The following is a 16,713-nucleotide window of genomic DNA, read 5'->3' as shown; positions in this document are numbered from 1 at the left end:
TCAGTCGTTATAAAAATCAAATTTATGTTATGCCAATTTTTCTCCTAATTAAAAAAACTAAAATGTATAAACCTAATGATAATTGTAACACTTGTCTTATAACTATGACAACAATCGTCCAAATGTCGGGCCTAGTTTCAGAAAATTTTTTTAACTACAATCCCTACTATTTTATTTAACATCTTTTAAAAAGACTCCTTCAGCCCTGGTTATGCCATTATTCGAGATCCTTTTGGAATAGTAATACAATTGACAGTAACGAGACATGACTTCTAAATATCATTACGAAAAACAACAATAAGAATATATAAAAAAGCGCAGCCCCTTTCGGCTGCGCTTTTGAATTATTATTTTGTTTCGATTAAACCATATTTTCCGTCTTTACGGCCATATACAACATTAGTTTCATTTGTATCCGCATTTGTGAAGACGAAGAAATTATGTCCTAGCATATCCATTTGTAAGATCGCTTCTTCAACGTCCATCGGTTTTAAATCGAATCGTTTTGTACGTACAAGTTCTAATTCATCCTCTTCTACCTCATCCAGAACAGCTACTGCTTCTGGAAGGATAAAGTTGTTTTTAACAGAACCCTTTTCACGTAATTTACGGTTTACTTTTGTTTTATGTTTACGAATTTGTCGCTCAATTTTATCAACTACTAAATCAATTGCAGCGTACATATCGCTATTTGTTTCTTCTGCACGAAGTAATAAATCTGTAAATGGAATTGTTACCTCGATACGTTGCTTGTCAGAGTATACTTTTAAATTAACCTTAATCTCTGGGAATGTATCAAAATAGCGCTCTAATTTACTTAGCTTTTTCTCTACATATTCCTTTAATGCTGGAGTTACTTCAATATTTTCACCACGAATGTTGAATTTCATAGATGAATTCCTCCTTTCAAGCCTATGTACTATAATTTCGACACTGGCTTAAAAACTCCTTCTAACTTTTTTAAAAAAATTAGTGGAATTGCGATTTTTTTATCATTTTTTGTTGAAATGAAAAGATGCATCGTTTCTATCTTTATTTTATCCTATTAACATCGTGAATAACGAATGTAACTGTGGACAATTCGTTACAGAAAAGAAACAACTTTTTGACAACTCTCCCTACAACAAAAAAACCCTTGTTGCAAACAAGAGCTTCCATAATTTATAAAATGCTGCCACAAATACAGCTCTATCTTTTCCAAAAACGTAATTTTTACAACTTCACAACATTAGCCGCTTGTGGTCCACGTGCTCCATCTACAATATCAAACTGCACTTGTTGCCCTTCTTCTAACGACTTATATCCTTCTTGTTGAATAGCAGAAAAATGGACAAAAACATCGTCACCATTTTCACGCTCAATAAACCCAAATCCCTTTTCTGAATTGAACCATTTTACTCTTCCTTGCATGTTCATTCCATTCCCTTCACTCTAAAAATCAGGGCATTCGCCCCATAGTCTGACTATAACGAATGACAAGATCGTAAGTCAAAGAAGACCTGTCGTCTTTTTATTATCCCTTTCGACATTCACATATTAGCCTCTACAAAGTGCCAAACAAGAAACCTCCCTCGCTCCTCTATCATACAAAAGACTTCCAATTTGCCTAACTGTAATTCCTGTTATATATACATCATCAACGATTAAAACATGTTGCCCATGAAACATCTCTTCTCCCTGAAAATAAAAAGGATTACTTCCCGACATCCTTTCTTTGCGCTTCTTCTTACTTTGCTTTTCTGTTTCTATCCTTCTTAATGATGTATAAGACATTTTGACAGGCAAACAAGAAGCTAGTAACTCGGCTTGATTAAAACCACGTTCGTATTCTCGTTCTTCACTAAGCGGAACAGAAATAACAACTGAAACATTCGCAAAATATTTTTGAAAAAGCCTTCGAAAAGACTGATAGAAAATATGAACTAATTCAGCATCTCCTCGAAACTTAAACTGTGCTAATATTTCTTTCATCCCTCCATTGTACACACACAACGAGCGATTTATGAGAGACGGAAACCTCTCCTCGTCCATCCATCTTATACAATCCGTGCAAATATCACCGTTTATATATTCAGCTGGCACAAGTTCTAAAAGCCGACCACACTCTCTACAAATATCTCCTATAATATAGGAAAGTTTTTGTTCGCATCTATCACATATATACTCTTTATGAAGCTTAACAAAAGAGTGTACCAACTAATCGCGTATGAAATATGCTCATCACAAAGTAGACAATGTATTAATCTATCAATCCTTGTTCTTTAGCATTTTTATTCATGCTTTGAATATGTTTTTTCGCGCGTACCATCGCCTCTGTCTTTCCATAATGAAAATAGATGACCTCTCCATGAGGTTCATCAAAACTTCTACCAGCACGCCCTGCAACTTGAACGAGAGCACTTTCTGAAAATATTTCTTCTTCTGCTCCTAAAACTGCTACTTGTAAATTCTTCACAGTTACCCCTCGTTCCAAAATCGTCGTTGTAACTAATAAAGGAATTTCTCCCTTTCGAAAGGCCGCTACCTTTTCTTTTCTCTTCGGATCTTCTGCATGCACACCGTCAATTTGGCTGTTTATTGATTTTAATAACAAGCTGATTTCTTCTACGTATCGCACATGGGGAACAAATAAAAAAATGGGATATTGTTTACATAAGTACATATTTAGCCTTTGCAATAAAACACGAGGGATCTTTTTACGCATGAGGTCTTCTTTCCAATTTCCACATCACCGAAATACCGGAACTGGCAAGGGATGACGATGATAGCGTCCTGAAACAATAGCCCCTTTTTGCTTACCACTTCGCAACTTCCGCTTCCACTTTTCATCTGAAGTTGCTGTTAAATAAATACGTGCTGCTTTCTCTTTCATTGCTTGTTTTACTGCGTAATGTAACATCTTATCCGCATGATATGGAAAAGCATCTATCTCATCTACAATCATGACATGAAACGATTTATAGTAACGTAACAATTGATGCGTAGTTGAAACGACTAACACTGCATCTTTTTCACAATCTAAACTCTCTCCGTACAAAGCCGCTACATTTATATTCAGAAACGCTTCTTGTAACCTTGGCGCTAATTCAAGTACATCATCTGTTCTCGGCGTTGCAATACAAACTCTCTCTCCCTTTTGAAGCGCCTCTGCAATTCCATGAAACAACATTTCCGTCTTCCCAGCCCCGCACACAGCCCAAATAAAGAATGATTCTTTCCGCTTAACAGCTTTAACGACACCTTGTGCAGCCAATTCCTGTCCAGCAGACAAAACTCCTGTCCAACGTAACGGATTCAAGGAATTTTCTCCTTTTATTTCAGCTATCCCGCGAACAAGTACAGAACATTCGCTCACACGCTCCATCGTTACGCACTTTCGGCAATACGTACAGTCCCTATTGCACCTTTTACATAAAAATGACGCAAATAGTCGCTTCTCTATATTTCCGCAACGCTGACACACATATTTAGAAGACTTCTTAATTACACCTTGTACACAAACGACTTCTCGATTCCTTTTAAAATGATTTAATTCACCCTGCAAATCTGAAGAGAGTTCTTCTAATAGTAACTGTTTCCCGGCTAACATCCTAAACCACCTCCAGCACTACTATAAATCCTTCTCATAATCTCGTAAAAACTCAAAAAAGCCGATAACCTACTTATAAAATAGTAAGCTATCGACTTTATACACGTGTTTTATTAAATTATAAATCCTAGAATCGACCGTATCCTAAGAAATGTTTCTGGTTGTAAGAACTGTTAATATCACCGTAAGCAATCCCTTTATCACTCGCATGAATCATTTGGCCATCCCCAACGTAAATACCGATGTGAGATGGACCTGCTTTATAAGTACCTTGGAAAAATACTAAATCTCCAGGTTGTGGGCTACTTACTTTAGAAACTGAGTTCCAGTAACCTGCAACGTCTTGACGACCTACACCAAAGATGTAAGAGATGAATCCACTACAGTCAAAACCGCCGTTTGATGGAGATGCACTTCCCCAAACATAAGGCTTTCCAAGTTGTTGTTGTGCTTTCGCGATTACTCCACCAACATATGGAGCTGGTGTAGAATCTTCTTTTTTAGGCTCTTCTTTCTTAGGTTGCTCTTTTTTAGGCTCTTCTTTTTTAGGCTCTTCTTTTTGAGCTTGTCCAGCATTGTTTGCTGGTGCCGCTGGTTGAGCAGGCGCTTGTGCTGGCTGAGCTTGTGCTTCTTTTGCTTTAGCAGCTTGCTCTGCTTGTTTTTGAGCAGCAGCTTCTTGTGCAGCTTTTGCCTGTGCCTCTTCTTCAGCAATACGTTGTAATTGTAGCGCTTGTTTCTCAAGATCTTTCAATTGACTTTCCGTACTTGTCATTGTAGTTACAACGGTATCCATTTTGCCGCTTAAATCATTCACTGCAGTTTCTTTTTTCGCTTTTTCAGCGTCAAATTCTTTCTTAGCAGTTTCAATTTGAGCTTGTGCTTCTTTTAATTCTTTTTGTTTTTCTTTTACTGTTTCAACATCTTTCTTCACGTTCACTTGATCTTCTTGTTGTGTTTTCATGATATCTTCGTCAGACTCAAGAATTTTAGACATAGAATTGAAGCGATCAACTAAATCTGCAATGTTTTTAGAGTTTACAAGAACTTCTGTTACAACGTTCGTGTTTGGTTGTTCTTGAAGTGCAACTAAACGTTTTCTCAATAACTCTTCACGTTTTGCAATTTTTGTTTGTAGTTCTGCAATATCTTTATTTTTCTTCTCGATTAATTGCTCAGTATCAGCAACTTTTTTTGTTGTTTCATCAAGTTTTGAAGCGTTCTCTTGAACAGACTTATCTAAACCTTGAATTGTTTTGTTTAAGTCATTCATTTGTTTTTGTAATTCATCACGTTCTTGTTGTTGTTTATGTAAAGTGTCATTTTGTGTGTTAATTTGTGATTTCACGTCAGAAATTTTATCTTCTGCAAATACATTTGGTGTTAGCCCTGAAAACATTAACCCTGCAGCTAATGCGCAAGATGCCATTTTTAGCTTTTTCATTTTATTTTTTACACCGCTTTCTTTTTTCTTTTTCCGTACTTAACCTATTAAAATTTATACCATAATTCGGGAGGTTTTTCGCCGATGTTACGGTTTTGTAAAATAAATGTAATATTACATTTGTCTCTATAGCAAAGTATATCTAATTTTGTATATATATGTAGAATTTTAAGAACATTTCGTCATTTTTATACAAATAGAAAAAACGCAAGGGACTCCCTTACGTTTTGAAATTATACCACCATGAATGAGACTGAAACGTTACTTCATCCATTTCTCAGCCCAATTTTGGACTTCATTCATAACACTTTCCAACGCCTTCCCTTTATCAGTTAAACCATACTCGATTCTAACTGGTACTTCTGGGTAAACGTCACGAACTACAATACCTTCGCCTTCTAATTCCTTTAAACGTTCTGACAACATACGATCGCTCATATTAGGTATAATATCTGCGATTTCTCTAAAGCGTTTCGGCTCTTCCAACAAAGATTTAATAATTAAGCCAGTCCATTTCTTACTAAGCAATGTAAAAGCTGACTCAAATTTTGGACATAAACATGAATTATGCTCCATATGTCTCACCTCTCCTCTATTATAAGATAGTTTCTTGTAAAAAGTAAGTAATAAAACTTTCCTCATTATTTAATTTTACGTACATTTTACCATTTCCAAATATTAACTTGTCAAATTTTCATAAAACATCCGTAAAAAAACCCTCTTCAAAAAGAGAGCTTTTATATCTTTATTACTTCGTATACCAGCCTAAACCAAGTGCACCTTCACCCAAATGCGTGCCAATTACAGCTCCGAAATAACTCGTACGAATTGTAACATGAGGGTATTGCTCTTCTAATTCTTTCTTCCATTCCTCAGCTTCCTCTTCACGACTTGCATGAATAATGACAGCTTCCATAGGTACACCTTTATTTGCCTGTTCATCAAAGATTTCAATGATGCGCTTCAACGCTTTTTTACGCGTACGAATTTTTTCGAATGGAATAATTACTTTATCTCTAAAATATAACACTGGTTTTACTTGTAACAAACTACCGATGAAAGCTTGTGCGCTATTTAATCGTCCCCCACGTTGTAAATGATGTAAATCATCCACTACAAAATAGGCATCCATCGTTTGCTTCATTTCATCGAAGCGAGCGATAATCTCTTCTGGCTTCTTGCCTTCACTTGCTAATTTCGCACCTTCACGTACGTAAAATCCTTGTACTTCACAACTAATTTCAGAGTCGTACGTATATACATTAATACCATCCACCATCTGTCCAGCTGTTGTTGCTGTTTGGTATGTACCACTAATTCCACTTGAAAGATGAATACTAATTACTGCATCATATTCTTTAGATAATTCTTCATATAACTCTAAAAACTTTCCAATTGCTGGCTGCGAAGTTTTCGGAAGTTCTTCCTGTTCACGTACTTTTACATAAAAATCATCTGCTGAAATTTCAGCTTCTTCTTGATAAGATTCCGTTCCAAACACAACATTTAATGGAATCATATATATATTTAGTTCGTCACGAATATGCTTCGGTATATATGCTGTACTATCAGTAACAATAGCTGTTTTCATTTTCGTACCTGCCTTATAAAAAATTTTTATTCCCTAATTTTACACGAAAACTAAAAAAGGTGCATCAATACATGAAAATGCAGGTTAGAAATTATAATCACCATCTCGACAAATTACAACAAAAAGATAAAATAATCATCAAAAATTCCAACATATTTATAAAAAATGTTTGAATATAAAAACGCCCGCTTTTAAAATGTAAAGTACCAGTCATTTTGAAGGATAGGGGCGTATACCATTGTTATTACAATATTTAACAGTCGAAGGCTACGGTGAGCACGAAATTGTTATTCAAAAATCAAGATTCATTTGCTATGTAAATCGAGCCACAACTGAAGAGGAAGCCCAAGAATTTATACAAAAAATAAAAAAACAACATTGGAATGCAACACATAATTGTTCCGCATATTTAGTCGGTGAACAAGATCAAATTCAAAAAGCAAACGATGACGGCGAACCAAGTGGTACCGCTGGTGTACCTATGTTAGAGGTATTAAAAAAACGAGGTCTAAAAGATACTGTCGTTGTCGTCACGCGCTATTTTGGTGGCATTAAGCTTGGTGCTGGTGGATTAATTCGTGCATATGGAAAATGTACAAGTGAAGGACTTAATCACATAGGCATTGTTGAGCGAAAACTAATGCGCGTTATGCAAACAGAAATTGATTATACATTGCTTGGCAAAGTTGAAAATGAATTACGCAATTCAGAATATGCCATTAAAGATATACATTATCTCGAAAATGTCACATTCGATACGTATGTAGAAGAAAATCGAAAACAAACATTTACAAATTGGATGATTGAATTAACAAACGGGAAATGTACAATTAAAGAAGGAGATATGTTGTACTTAGAACAAAACGTTAACTAAGAATAGCTAACTTATCCTCTTTAAAGATTAATGTAGTGAATTAATTCCCTACAAATGAACTAAGGAGATTATATATGGAAGAACGTTATTATCATCTCCAAAATAGCAGAATAAAAAAGAAACGTAGAAGAAAACTTTTCTACTTTCTTATTTTCGCATTTTTATTTGGTAGCGTAGGACTTTATATTTTAAATTCCTACTCTTCTCTCATGGGGATATACAGTGGATTTAACCGTGAAAAATCTAAATTACGAGCTGCAGATGTGGAGATCACAAAAAAACCTTTCACAATACTCATTATGGGTATTGAAGATTATGCAACTGATGGTCAAAATGGGCGAACGGATTCACTTATGTTCGCGACAGTTAACCCAAACTCAAAAAAAGTTTCACTTATGAGTATCCCGCGCGATTCTCGTGTTAAGATTGTTGGCAAAAATAAAGAAGACAAAATTAACGCCGCTCATGCTTACGGTGGAGAAAAAATGGCAATTGACACCGTCGAAGGGTTTTTAAAAGTTCCTGTTGATCATTATATTAAAATTGATTTCAAAGGCTTTAAAGGTATCGTTGATGCTGTTGGCGGTGTTACAGTCGATGTTCCCTTCGATTTTTGGGAACGTTCTGATGTTGATTACGACAAAAAAATCCAATTTAAACAAGGTAAACAAGATTTAAACGGCGAAGAAGCACTTGCTTACGTCCGTATGCGAAAGCAGGATCCAAACGGCGATTATGGTCGGGCTGCTAGACAAAGACAATTACTAGCCGCTGTTGCTCAAAAACTAAATTCCGCCTCTACTGTATTTAAAATTAAAGATTTAACGACTGTCGTTGGAAAATATATAAAAACCGACATTCCTATTTCAGACGGACTTGCTCTTTACAGTAAACTCTCTGGATTTGATCCTTCTACAATACAAACGTTAAAAATTGAAGGAGAAGACAGAAAAATAGGTGGTATTTATTACTTCCTTCCGGATCCAATCAGTGTAGAGACGGTACGTAACGAAATTGAAAAAGAAATAGGAGAAAAAGCAAAAGCCCCAACAGAGGCTACGAAAGATGAGAATACAAATTCCGATTCAAATTCTAACTCCAGCGCAAAAGCAAAGAAGGAGCCGAGTGAGAACAAAACACCACCGCCTCCTCCCCCTTCTACAAATGCTCATGCAGAGTGGATTATGAGGAATCACCAATAATAAAAAAGAGCCAAATCACATACGATTTGGCTCTTTTTTCATTTATCCCGATTGGTGCGGGCTAATAATCAGTGGGGGATAAACACTCCCACTGATTAAAGTTTCACTTTACTTCTTGAAGTGTTGTAAAATCGCTTCTACAATACGCTCTGATGCACGGCCATCGCCGTAAGGATTAGATGCTTTCGCCATCTTATCATGAGCTTCTTTATTAGATAGTAATTCGTCAGCAAGCCCAAAGATTGTCTCTTCATCTGTTCCTGCTAATTTTAACGTACCTGCTTCAATACCCTCTGGGCGTTCCGTCGTGTCACGAAGGACAAGAACTGGCACACCTAGTGATGGTGCTTCCTCTTGTACACCACCAGAATCAGTTAGCATTAAGTATGAACGAGCTGCAACGTTATGGAAATCGATTACGTCTAGCGGCTCAATTAAATGAATGCGGCTATGCTCGCCTAAAATATCATTCGCTGTTTCACGAACAACAGGATTCATATGAACAGGGTATACAACTTGTACATCTTCATGCTTATCAACAAGACGCTTAATTGCACGGAACATATTACGCATTGGTTCACCTAGGTTTTCACGACGATGCGCTGTCATAAGCACAAGACGATCATTTCCAAGTTTCTCTAGTACAGGATGGCTATATGTTTCTTTTACAGTCGTTTTCAATGCGTCAATCGCTGTATTTCCTGTTACGAAAATGCTTGACTCATCTTTATTTTCTTTCTGTAAGTTCGTTGCTGATTTTGTTGTAGGTGAGAAATGAAGATCCGCCATTACACCTGTTAATTGGCGATTCATCTCTTCTGGATATGGAGAATATTTATCCCATGTACGAAGTCCTGCTTCAACATGTCCTACTGGAATTTGATTATAGAAAGCAGCTAAACTTGCGATAAATGTCGTCGTTGTATCACCATGTACAAGGACGATATCTGGCTTCGCTTCTTTCATTACTTTATCCAAACCTTCTAAACCACGTGTTGTAATATCAATTAAAGTTTGGCGATCTTTCATAATATTTAAATCGAAATCTGGCGTAATCCCAAAGATACTTAATACTTGATCTAACATTTGACGGTGTTGTGCCGTTACAGTCACAATCGATTCAATCTTTTCTGGGTGCTTTTGCAACTCTAATACAAGAGGTGCCATTTTAATTGCTTCTGGACGTGTCCCGAAAATTGTCATTACTTTTAAACGTTCAGTCATTTCATTGCCTCTTTTCTTTCACTAGTTACAACTTCTATTATGACATATCAGAATAGGCATGGGGAAATAGACTTTTTAACGAATAATAAAAATATTACTATTACAAATGTTTTTTCGCCCAACTGAGTAATAATCTATCCCATGCTTCTTGGCATCCTCATTAGTATAACAATTTCTCCCATCAAATAGAATAGGTTCCCTCATAAGCTGTACATACTTTTCTAACGGATAAGTTCGAATTGATTCCCATTCTGTTACGATAAAAACTGCATTCGCTTCTCTAATCGATTCATCTATACATCCAGCGTATTGTATAGTCTTCCCAAATAAATCTTTTACATTTTGAATTGCTTGCGGGTCATATAGAACCACATCCGCACCCATATTAATTAATTCTTGTATTATAATAAAGGAAGGTCCTTCCCTAATATCGTCAGTATTCGGCTTAAACGCTGCGCCAAGAACTGCAATCCGCTTCTTATTCATATCCATTACTTTCTTCGCTTTTTCAACCAATAACAACTGTTGTTTATTATTCACTTCAATGACCGCTTTCAACAAACGAAAATCATGAGAAACATCCCCTGCAATTTGCACGAGTGCTTTCGTATCTTTCGGAAAACAAGATCCTCCGTATCCGATACCCGCTTTTAAAAAAGATGCACCAATTCTCTTATCCATCCCCATTCCTGTAGCTACCTCTAATATATCTGCACCCACTTGCTCACATATATTCGAAATTTCATTAATAAAACTAATTTTCGTAGCTAAAAAAGCGTTAGATGCATATTTAATCATCTCTGCACTTCGAATATCTGTAATATACGTTTTCAAACATAATTCACTATATAAATTCTCTACTTTTCGTGCAACTGCCTCACTATTTGCTCCAATTACAATACGATCACCATGAAAAAAATCATAAATACCAGAACCTTCTCGTAAAAACTCTGGATTCGATACGATATGTAATTCATGTCTGCCTTGTAACTTCTCCTCGATCCATCCCTTCATTACATCATTCGTACCTACAGGAACCGTACTTTTCGTAACAACAATAATATCGTTATTCACATATGTTCCAATATCATCACAAGCACTACGAATATACGTTAAATCTGCTGTGCCATCTAATAAAGATGGCGTTCCAACTGCAATAAATATAAATTCTGCCTTATTAAAAGCCTTCGATTTACTTGTTGTAAAAGTTAAATGGTTATTCTCATATGCTTCATTTATTAATTCATGTAAGCCACATTCATAAATAGGTAACTTCCCTTGTTTTATCCGTTCAATTTTTTCGTCATTTATATCAAAACACGTAACCGAATGTCCTAATCTCGCCAATCCTACCCCTGTAATCAATCCAACATATCCGGTACCTATTATCGTAATTTTCATTTTCCTTTCGCACAGGAATATACAAAAGAAAATATACGAATACATAGAATTCTCCCTGTGCTTCCCCCTCTCACAATAAGAATGAGAAAACTCTTTTACTTCTTTATTATATGAATTATCTTTTTTATTTTTTAAAAATTTTGTAAAGTTAAATGATGCAATCTATCTCAAATACAAATTTCCATATTTTAACACGGAACTTACTCATTTTTACGTGCAACACTTATAATAATACTGAAGTAAAAATACTCTCTATAGACGAAGCAACTACAATGTCATATTACAAGTCACAATATGAAAAACCTTCTCAAGCGACTCAATATTCTATATACCATTGTCATATATTTTATTCACTTCCATTTACCGCTAAAAGAAAAAAAGATTGAATTCTAATCTTTTTGTGATACCATATGTTATGAGCCTGTAAATAAACATCATAATTTTCAGATAAATACACTAAAAAAATTACGTTAAACTATAAAGGGTGGGGTATTAATGGACTCACAAGTGATTTATGCCATTTTGGCATCTTTCATCACTGTACTCGTCGTTACTCCTTTAGTTATTAAATTAGCATTTAAAATAGGAGCAACAGACAAGCCAAACGCGCGTAAAGTACACCAAAAAATTATGCCTCGTCTTGGCGGGTTAGCAATTTTCATCGGTGTAGCCGTAGGATTTGTTGTCGGTGGATTATACGAACAAAGAATGCTATCGATAACTTTAGGTGCTATCATCATTGTTATCATCGGGATTTTAGATGATATGTACGAACTATCTGCGAAGGTAAAATTCAGTGGACAACTACTAGTTGCCATCATGATTGTAAAAAGTGGATTATTAGTGCAAGTATTATATATTCCAATCCTTGGAGATACTGAACTCGGATGGCTCGCTTATCCAATTACAGTATTTTGGATTGTAGGTATTACAAATGCCATCAACTTAATTGATGGATTAGATGGATTATCCGCTGGGATTTCATCTATCGTACTTGCAACGCTAGCATATATGGCCTTCACTAGTCCGTGGGGCACTGGAGCGGCTATTATATTACCTCTAGCGCTGATTACATTAGCAAGTACAATTGGATTTTTATTCTATAACTTCCATCCAGCAAAAATTTTCATGGGAGATACAGGAGCACTATTTTTAGGATACTGTATTTCTGTTATATCGTTACTTGGATTATACAAAAGCGTAACGCTATTCAGTTTTATCGTTCCAGTTATCATTTTAGGTGTACCTGTATTTGATACGACATTTGCAATCATCCGCCGTATCGTCAATAAAAAACCTATTTCAGCACCAGATAAATCGCATTTACATCACCGCTTACTTGCAATGGGATTCTCTCATCGTAAAACGGTACTAATTATTTACGCATTTGGTATTTTCTTTAGTATAAATGCAATCCTTTTCACTAGTGCGACATTATGGTTATCCATTATTCTTCTTTTCGTTTTAATCTTCTTTACAGAAATCATTGCTGAAGTAATCGGTCTTGTACACGAACGTTACAAACCAATTATTTCCTTCTATAAAAAAGTAAAAAAACGCGAAGACTAATTGTAGTATAGCCTTTACTATTATGAAATATTCAAATAGCATCCTCCTTCTTGGAAGAGGATGCTATTTTTTTGTTTTTTACTCCTTATTCCCTATTTCCAAAATATAGATTGTTTGAGAGTCCCTCTATTGGAGAAAGATATATGTATAGCAAAGATAATGAGAAAAATATCAAAATTTCTTTTTTACATCTTGATTGTCAAACTGAGGGTGAATGTTATGATCAAGCGAGTATTTCAATGTATAATTTTATTTTCAATTATTACTATGTACGCATCATCTAATACAGAAGCGACTATGGCCATTCCAGCAGAACATCACCAAACTACTCAAACCAACTCTCCTATACAAAAGATTGCGTACTTAACATTTGATGACGGACCCAACAAATATACAACACAAATTTTAAACATTTTAAAAGAGAAGAATGGCAAAGCAACTTTCTTCGTCATCGGTGGGAAAGTACCACATTACCAAAAAACAATGCATCGGTTAATTCAAGACGGACATTATATCGGACTTCATAGTATGTCACATGATGTAAAACGTCTTTATACTGGCGATCCCTCTATTTTAATTGCAGAAATGGAGCAAGCTCAAAATATCGTCCAGCAAGTTACGAATTTAAATACACATCTCGTTCGTGTCCCATACGGTAGTATGCCTTATTTAAAAAAGAATTACCGCGACGCACTCGTATCTGCCCAGTACAAAATGTGGGATTGGACAATTGATACATACGACTGGAAAAGCTATGATAATCCTTCCGCAATACTAGAAAGAGTACGAAATCAAAGCGATGAACAAGTGGAGGTTATTTTAATGCACGATTCTAGTGTCACAGTACAAATACTTCCAGCAGTAATTGATTATTTGCAATCACAAGGGTATAAACTACTTCCATACAATCCATCTTCCCATCTTGAAGTGAATTTTTGGAAAGACACAAGATTGTAACAGCTTTAGTGCCTATGTACTAAAGCTGTTTTATTTTTCTCTTCCCACACTTCCCATTTTTGTGTAAAATTTTAAATAGTGATGAAGTTCCGAGGTGAATAGAAATGAAACGAATAGATCTCATTTTTAACGCAATACAAAAAGGGAATTATACAGAAGGTGTAACAGCATCAGAACTCGCTACACTTCTACAGTTAGACCGTGCAAATGTTAGTAGCGATTTGAACAAGCTTGTGAAAGATGATCGTTTATTAAAAACGAGTACACGCCCTGTCCGTTTTTATATAGAAACGAATACTTCATTGGAAACGCATTCAACAAATGGCACTTCACTAGATACATTTGCAATTGAAAATACAAGCCTAAAAATTGCAATTGAAAAAGCGAAAGCTTCTATTCTCTATCCTCCAAACGGTATGCACACTTTACTACTTGGAGAAACAGGTGTCGGGAAATCTATGTTCGCTTCTTTAATGCACGAATACGCAATTGAAGTAGAGCAACTCCCAAAAGGAGCACCTTTTATCGTCTTTAACTGTGCTGATTATGCAAACAATCCACAACTACTACTTGGACAGTTATTTGGGATAAAAAAAGGAGCTTACACAGGTGCCAGTGATCAAAAAGGGTTAATTGAAAAGGCACATGAAGGTATCCTCTTCTTAGATGAAGTCCATCGCATGCCTCCAGAAGGACAAGAAATGCTCTTCACATTTATTGACCGCGGAGTATACCGCCGCCTTGGAGAAACAGAGAACGAGCGTAAAGCACAAGTATTAATCATTACTGCAACAACAGAAGAACCAAACTCATTTTTATTAAAGACATTTACAAGACGTATTCCAATGACCGTTACGCTTCCACCACTTCGTGAGCGAACGCATAAAGAACGCTTTGCTTTACTACAGCTATTTTTCACAAATGAAGCGATTCGTCTCCGAAAAGAGATTCATGTTAGTCCAAATGCAATGCGGGCTTTCGTTTTTTACAATTGTCCAAATAACATTGGCCAATTGAAAACAGATGTACAAATTGCCTGCGCGAAAGCTTATTCTGATTTCGTAACAAAGAAACGTGATTCTGTCGGTGTTTCAAGTACAGATTTACCTTGGTATATGAAAGAAGGATTATTTATTGAAAGAAAGAGCCGTCATCTATATCAAATACCAAATGAAACATTTGTATTTACAGGTGATGAAGGTTGGAGTAAGCATAAAATAGAACCTGAAGGAAGCCGTTCTTCCATTTACGATTATATCGACCATAAATACGAAGAACTTCAAGCACGCGGCATTGAAGAAGAAGAATTAGAATTACTAATAGAAAATGATATTCAAAGCTTTTTCGTCCAATATTTTAACCAAATGTCCAAAAAAACAAGTCATGAAAATGTTTTTAAAATTGTGGATCGTAATATCGTTACCGTATGTGAAAAAATTGCGGAACTAGCTGAAAAACATTTATCTAAGACTTTTGATGAAAAAGTATTTCTCGCTTTAAGTTTACATGTACAGACAACTCTACAACGTTTACAAGGTGGGAAACAAATTCACAACCCACAATTAAATCAAATTCGTACGAAATATAAAGAGGCTTTTTCCGTAGCTATGCAATGTATTCAGCTGTTAGAGGAAGAATTACAAATAACAATGCCTATTGATGAAGCGGGCTTTTTAACAATGTTCTTCGTTGTTGATCCAATTCCTGCCTCACAAACAGAAGTAAAAGTATTAATATTAGCTCACGGTAATGGCATCGCAACAGAAATGGCAAACGTTGCAAACGAACTTCTCGGTATTGATGAAGTAACGGGTATTGATATGCCGCTTCATGAATCACCGAAAGATTTCTTAGAGCGTGTTAAAGTGTATATGAAAACACTTCAACATGTAAACGGGCTTCTCTTACTTGTTGATATGGGATCGCTCGCTTATATCGGTGATATATTAGAAACCGAGTTCAAAATTCCTGTACGTGTTCTTTCTATGACGAGCACACCGCACGCCCTAGAAGCTGCCCGAAAAGCTCAGCTCGGTTATTCATTAGATGCACTATATGAAACAGTGAAGAACTTAACACCGTTCTATTTAAACGTGCAGGAAGAAAAGAAACAGCCGCTGTCGCCAATGAAATCCGTTATTTTAACAGCTTGTTTAACTGGTGAAGGAAGTGCTTTAGCAATTCAAAAAATGTTAGAGAACTATTTACGATTTGATAAAGACTTAATTGAAATTATTCCGATTAGCATCGTCCACGAAAAAGATTTAACGAAAATGATTGAAAACATCAAGAAAGAGCGCAATATCATTTGCATCGTAACGAATTTTAATGTACAAGTACCGTGCTTAACGTATCATTTCCAAGACATTGTGAACTACACAGCTATTCAGCCAATTCAAGAATTGATCACGTACGAGGAAACATATGCAAAAATGGCTGATATTCTTGAGCAACAAATGCAGCGTAATGATGGTGCGTTGCTCATTAAAACAATTCGTTACGCATTAAATACAATTCAAGAACTCATCTCCTTACAGCTAACCCCTGATAGTTTAATGGGTGTTATTTTGCATATGAGCTGTATGGTTGATCGTCTTCAAAAAGGAGAAAGTCTTCTCCCTCATCCTGAAAAAGACAAACGAAGACAAGATGAGTACTGGATGTATATGAAAGTGAAAAAAGCGTTGCAACCTATTGAAAATACATTTGAAATACAAATACCCGATGATGAAGTATTTTATGTCATGGACTTCTTTATTAAAAATCAGCCTGTTAAAAATTAAACTAGGCGATATTGTATCTCGTGCGTAATACGTGCAATTATATTATCGATTTACTGACAATAATCGATAAAAAATAGCACCT

At 35.7% G+C, this 16,713-nt stretch carries 11 protein-coding genes and 4 pseudogenes; 6 read left to right on the top strand and 9 right to left on the bottom strand.

The features are described 5' to 3' along the window. Positions 1-183: 183 nt before the first annotated feature. Positions 184-276 (top strand): annotated as a pseudogene (locus tag U860_RS32995) (VOC family protein); the annotation flags it as partial. A 71-nt stretch (positions 277-347) separates the two neighbouring features. On the opposite strand, the gene raiA reads toward U860_RS32995, so the two are convergent. The 7 genes and pseudogenes from raiA to U860_RS0108510 form a co-directional block, all read right to left on the bottom strand. Next, positions 348-890 carry a ribosome-associated translation inhibitor RaiA gene (gene raiA / locus U860_RS0108540; RefSeq protein ID WP_002174210.1) on the bottom strand — a complete coding sequence of 181 codons (543 nt, stop codon included), beginning with the start codon at positions 888-890 and terminating at the stop codon, positions 348-350. Between the two features lie 322 nt (positions 891-1,212). Continuing rightward, complete coding sequence (locus U860_RS0108535; protein ID WP_033795393.1) at positions 1,213-1,410, bottom strand: cold-shock protein; 198 nt, start codon at positions 1,408-1,410, stop codon at positions 1,213-1,215. 126 nt (positions 1,411-1,536) lie between these two features. Next, positions 1,537-2,240 (bottom strand): annotated as a pseudogene (locus tag U860_RS32990) (ComF family protein). Then, a pseudogene (gene comFA / locus U860_RS31320) lies at positions 2,240-3,589 on the bottom strand (ATP-dependent helicase ComFA). The pseudogenes U860_RS32990 and comFA overlap by 1 nt, the downstream one beginning before the upstream one ends. A 127-nt stretch (positions 3,590-3,716) precedes the next feature. Beyond that, positions 3,717-5,160, bottom strand: a pseudogene (locus tag U860_RS0108520) (NlpC/P60 family protein). Positions 5,161-5,291: 131 nt separating this feature from the next. Then, entirely contained in the window at positions 5,292-5,606 is a 315-nt protein-coding gene (locus U860_RS0108515) for a helix-turn-helix domain-containing protein (RefSeq protein ID WP_025148190.1), read from the bottom strand. A gap of 172 nt (positions 5,607-5,778) precedes the next feature. Next, entirely contained in the window at positions 5,779-6,621 is an 843-nt protein-coding gene (locus U860_RS0108510; RefSeq protein WP_025148189.1) for a DegV family protein, read from the bottom strand. A 238-nt stretch (positions 6,622-6,859) separates the two neighbouring features. On the opposite strand from U860_RS0108510, the gene U860_RS0108505 reads away from it, so the two are divergent. Together U860_RS0108505 and U860_RS0108500 are read left to right on the top strand one after the other, a co-directional pair. Then, on the top strand, positions 6,860-7,495 hold the full coding sequence (locus tag U860_RS0108505) for a YigZ family protein (RefSeq protein WP_025148188.1): 636 nt from the start codon (positions 6,860-6,862) through the stop codon (positions 7,493-7,495). A gap of 74 nt (positions 7,496-7,569) precedes the next feature. Continuing rightward, positions 7,570-8,697 carry an LCP family protein gene (locus U860_RS0108500; protein ID WP_025148187.1) on the top strand — a complete coding sequence of 376 codons (1,128 nt, stop codon included), beginning with the start codon at positions 7,570-7,572 and terminating at the stop codon, positions 8,695-8,697. 108 nt (positions 8,698-8,805) lie between these two features. Here the strand turns inward: U860_RS0108500 and wecB are convergent, their stop codons facing one another. Continuing rightward, positions 8,806-9,921, bottom strand: a complete 1,116-nt coding sequence (gene wecB, locus U860_RS0108495; protein WP_002174219.1) for a UDP-N-acetylglucosamine 2-epimerase (non-hydrolyzing) — start codon at positions 9,919-9,921, stop codon at positions 8,806-8,808. Between the two features lie 75 nt (positions 9,922-9,996). After that, on the bottom strand, positions 9,997-11,367 hold the full coding sequence (locus tag U860_RS0108490) for a UDP-glucose/GDP-mannose dehydrogenase family protein (RefSeq protein WP_025148186.1): 1,371 nt from the start codon (positions 11,365-11,367) through the stop codon (positions 9,997-9,999). Between the two features lie 450 nt (positions 11,368-11,817). Here U860_RS0108490 and U860_RS0108485 point away from each other — a divergent pair, with 450 nt between their 5' ends. The 3 genes from U860_RS0108485 to U860_RS0108475 all read left to right on the top strand — a co-directional run bounded on the left by U860_RS0108485 (position 11,818) and on the right by U860_RS0108475 (position 16,631). Further along, positions 11,818-12,891: an MraY family glycosyltransferase gene (locus tag U860_RS0108485; RefSeq protein ID WP_025148185.1), complete on the top strand. Its 1,074-nt coding sequence runs from the start codon at positions 11,818-11,820 to the stop codon at positions 12,889-12,891. Positions 12,892-13,110: 219 nt separating this feature from the next. Next, the gene (locus U860_RS0108480) at positions 13,111-13,848 is read left to right on the top strand and encodes a polysaccharide deacetylase family protein (RefSeq protein ID WP_025148184.1); all 738 of its coding nucleotides are present in this window, start codon (positions 13,111-13,113) and stop codon (positions 13,846-13,848) included. A gap of 104 nt (positions 13,849-13,952) precedes the next feature. Further along, on the top strand, positions 13,953-16,631 hold the full coding sequence (locus U860_RS0108475) for a sigma-54-dependent transcriptional regulator (RefSeq protein WP_025148183.1): 2,679 nt from the start codon (positions 13,953-13,955) through the stop codon (positions 16,629-16,631). Positions 16,632-16,713 lie beyond the last annotated feature (82 nt).

It is taken from the genome of Bacillus sp. H1a (assembly GCF_000633475.1).
In the GTDB taxonomy this organism is placed as follows: domain Bacteria; phylum Bacillota; class Bacilli; order Bacillales; family Bacillaceae_G; genus Bacillus_A; species Bacillus_A paramycoides.
Note: the sequence above shows the minus strand (reverse complement) of the source record. Positions and strands in the feature narration are given on the sequence as shown.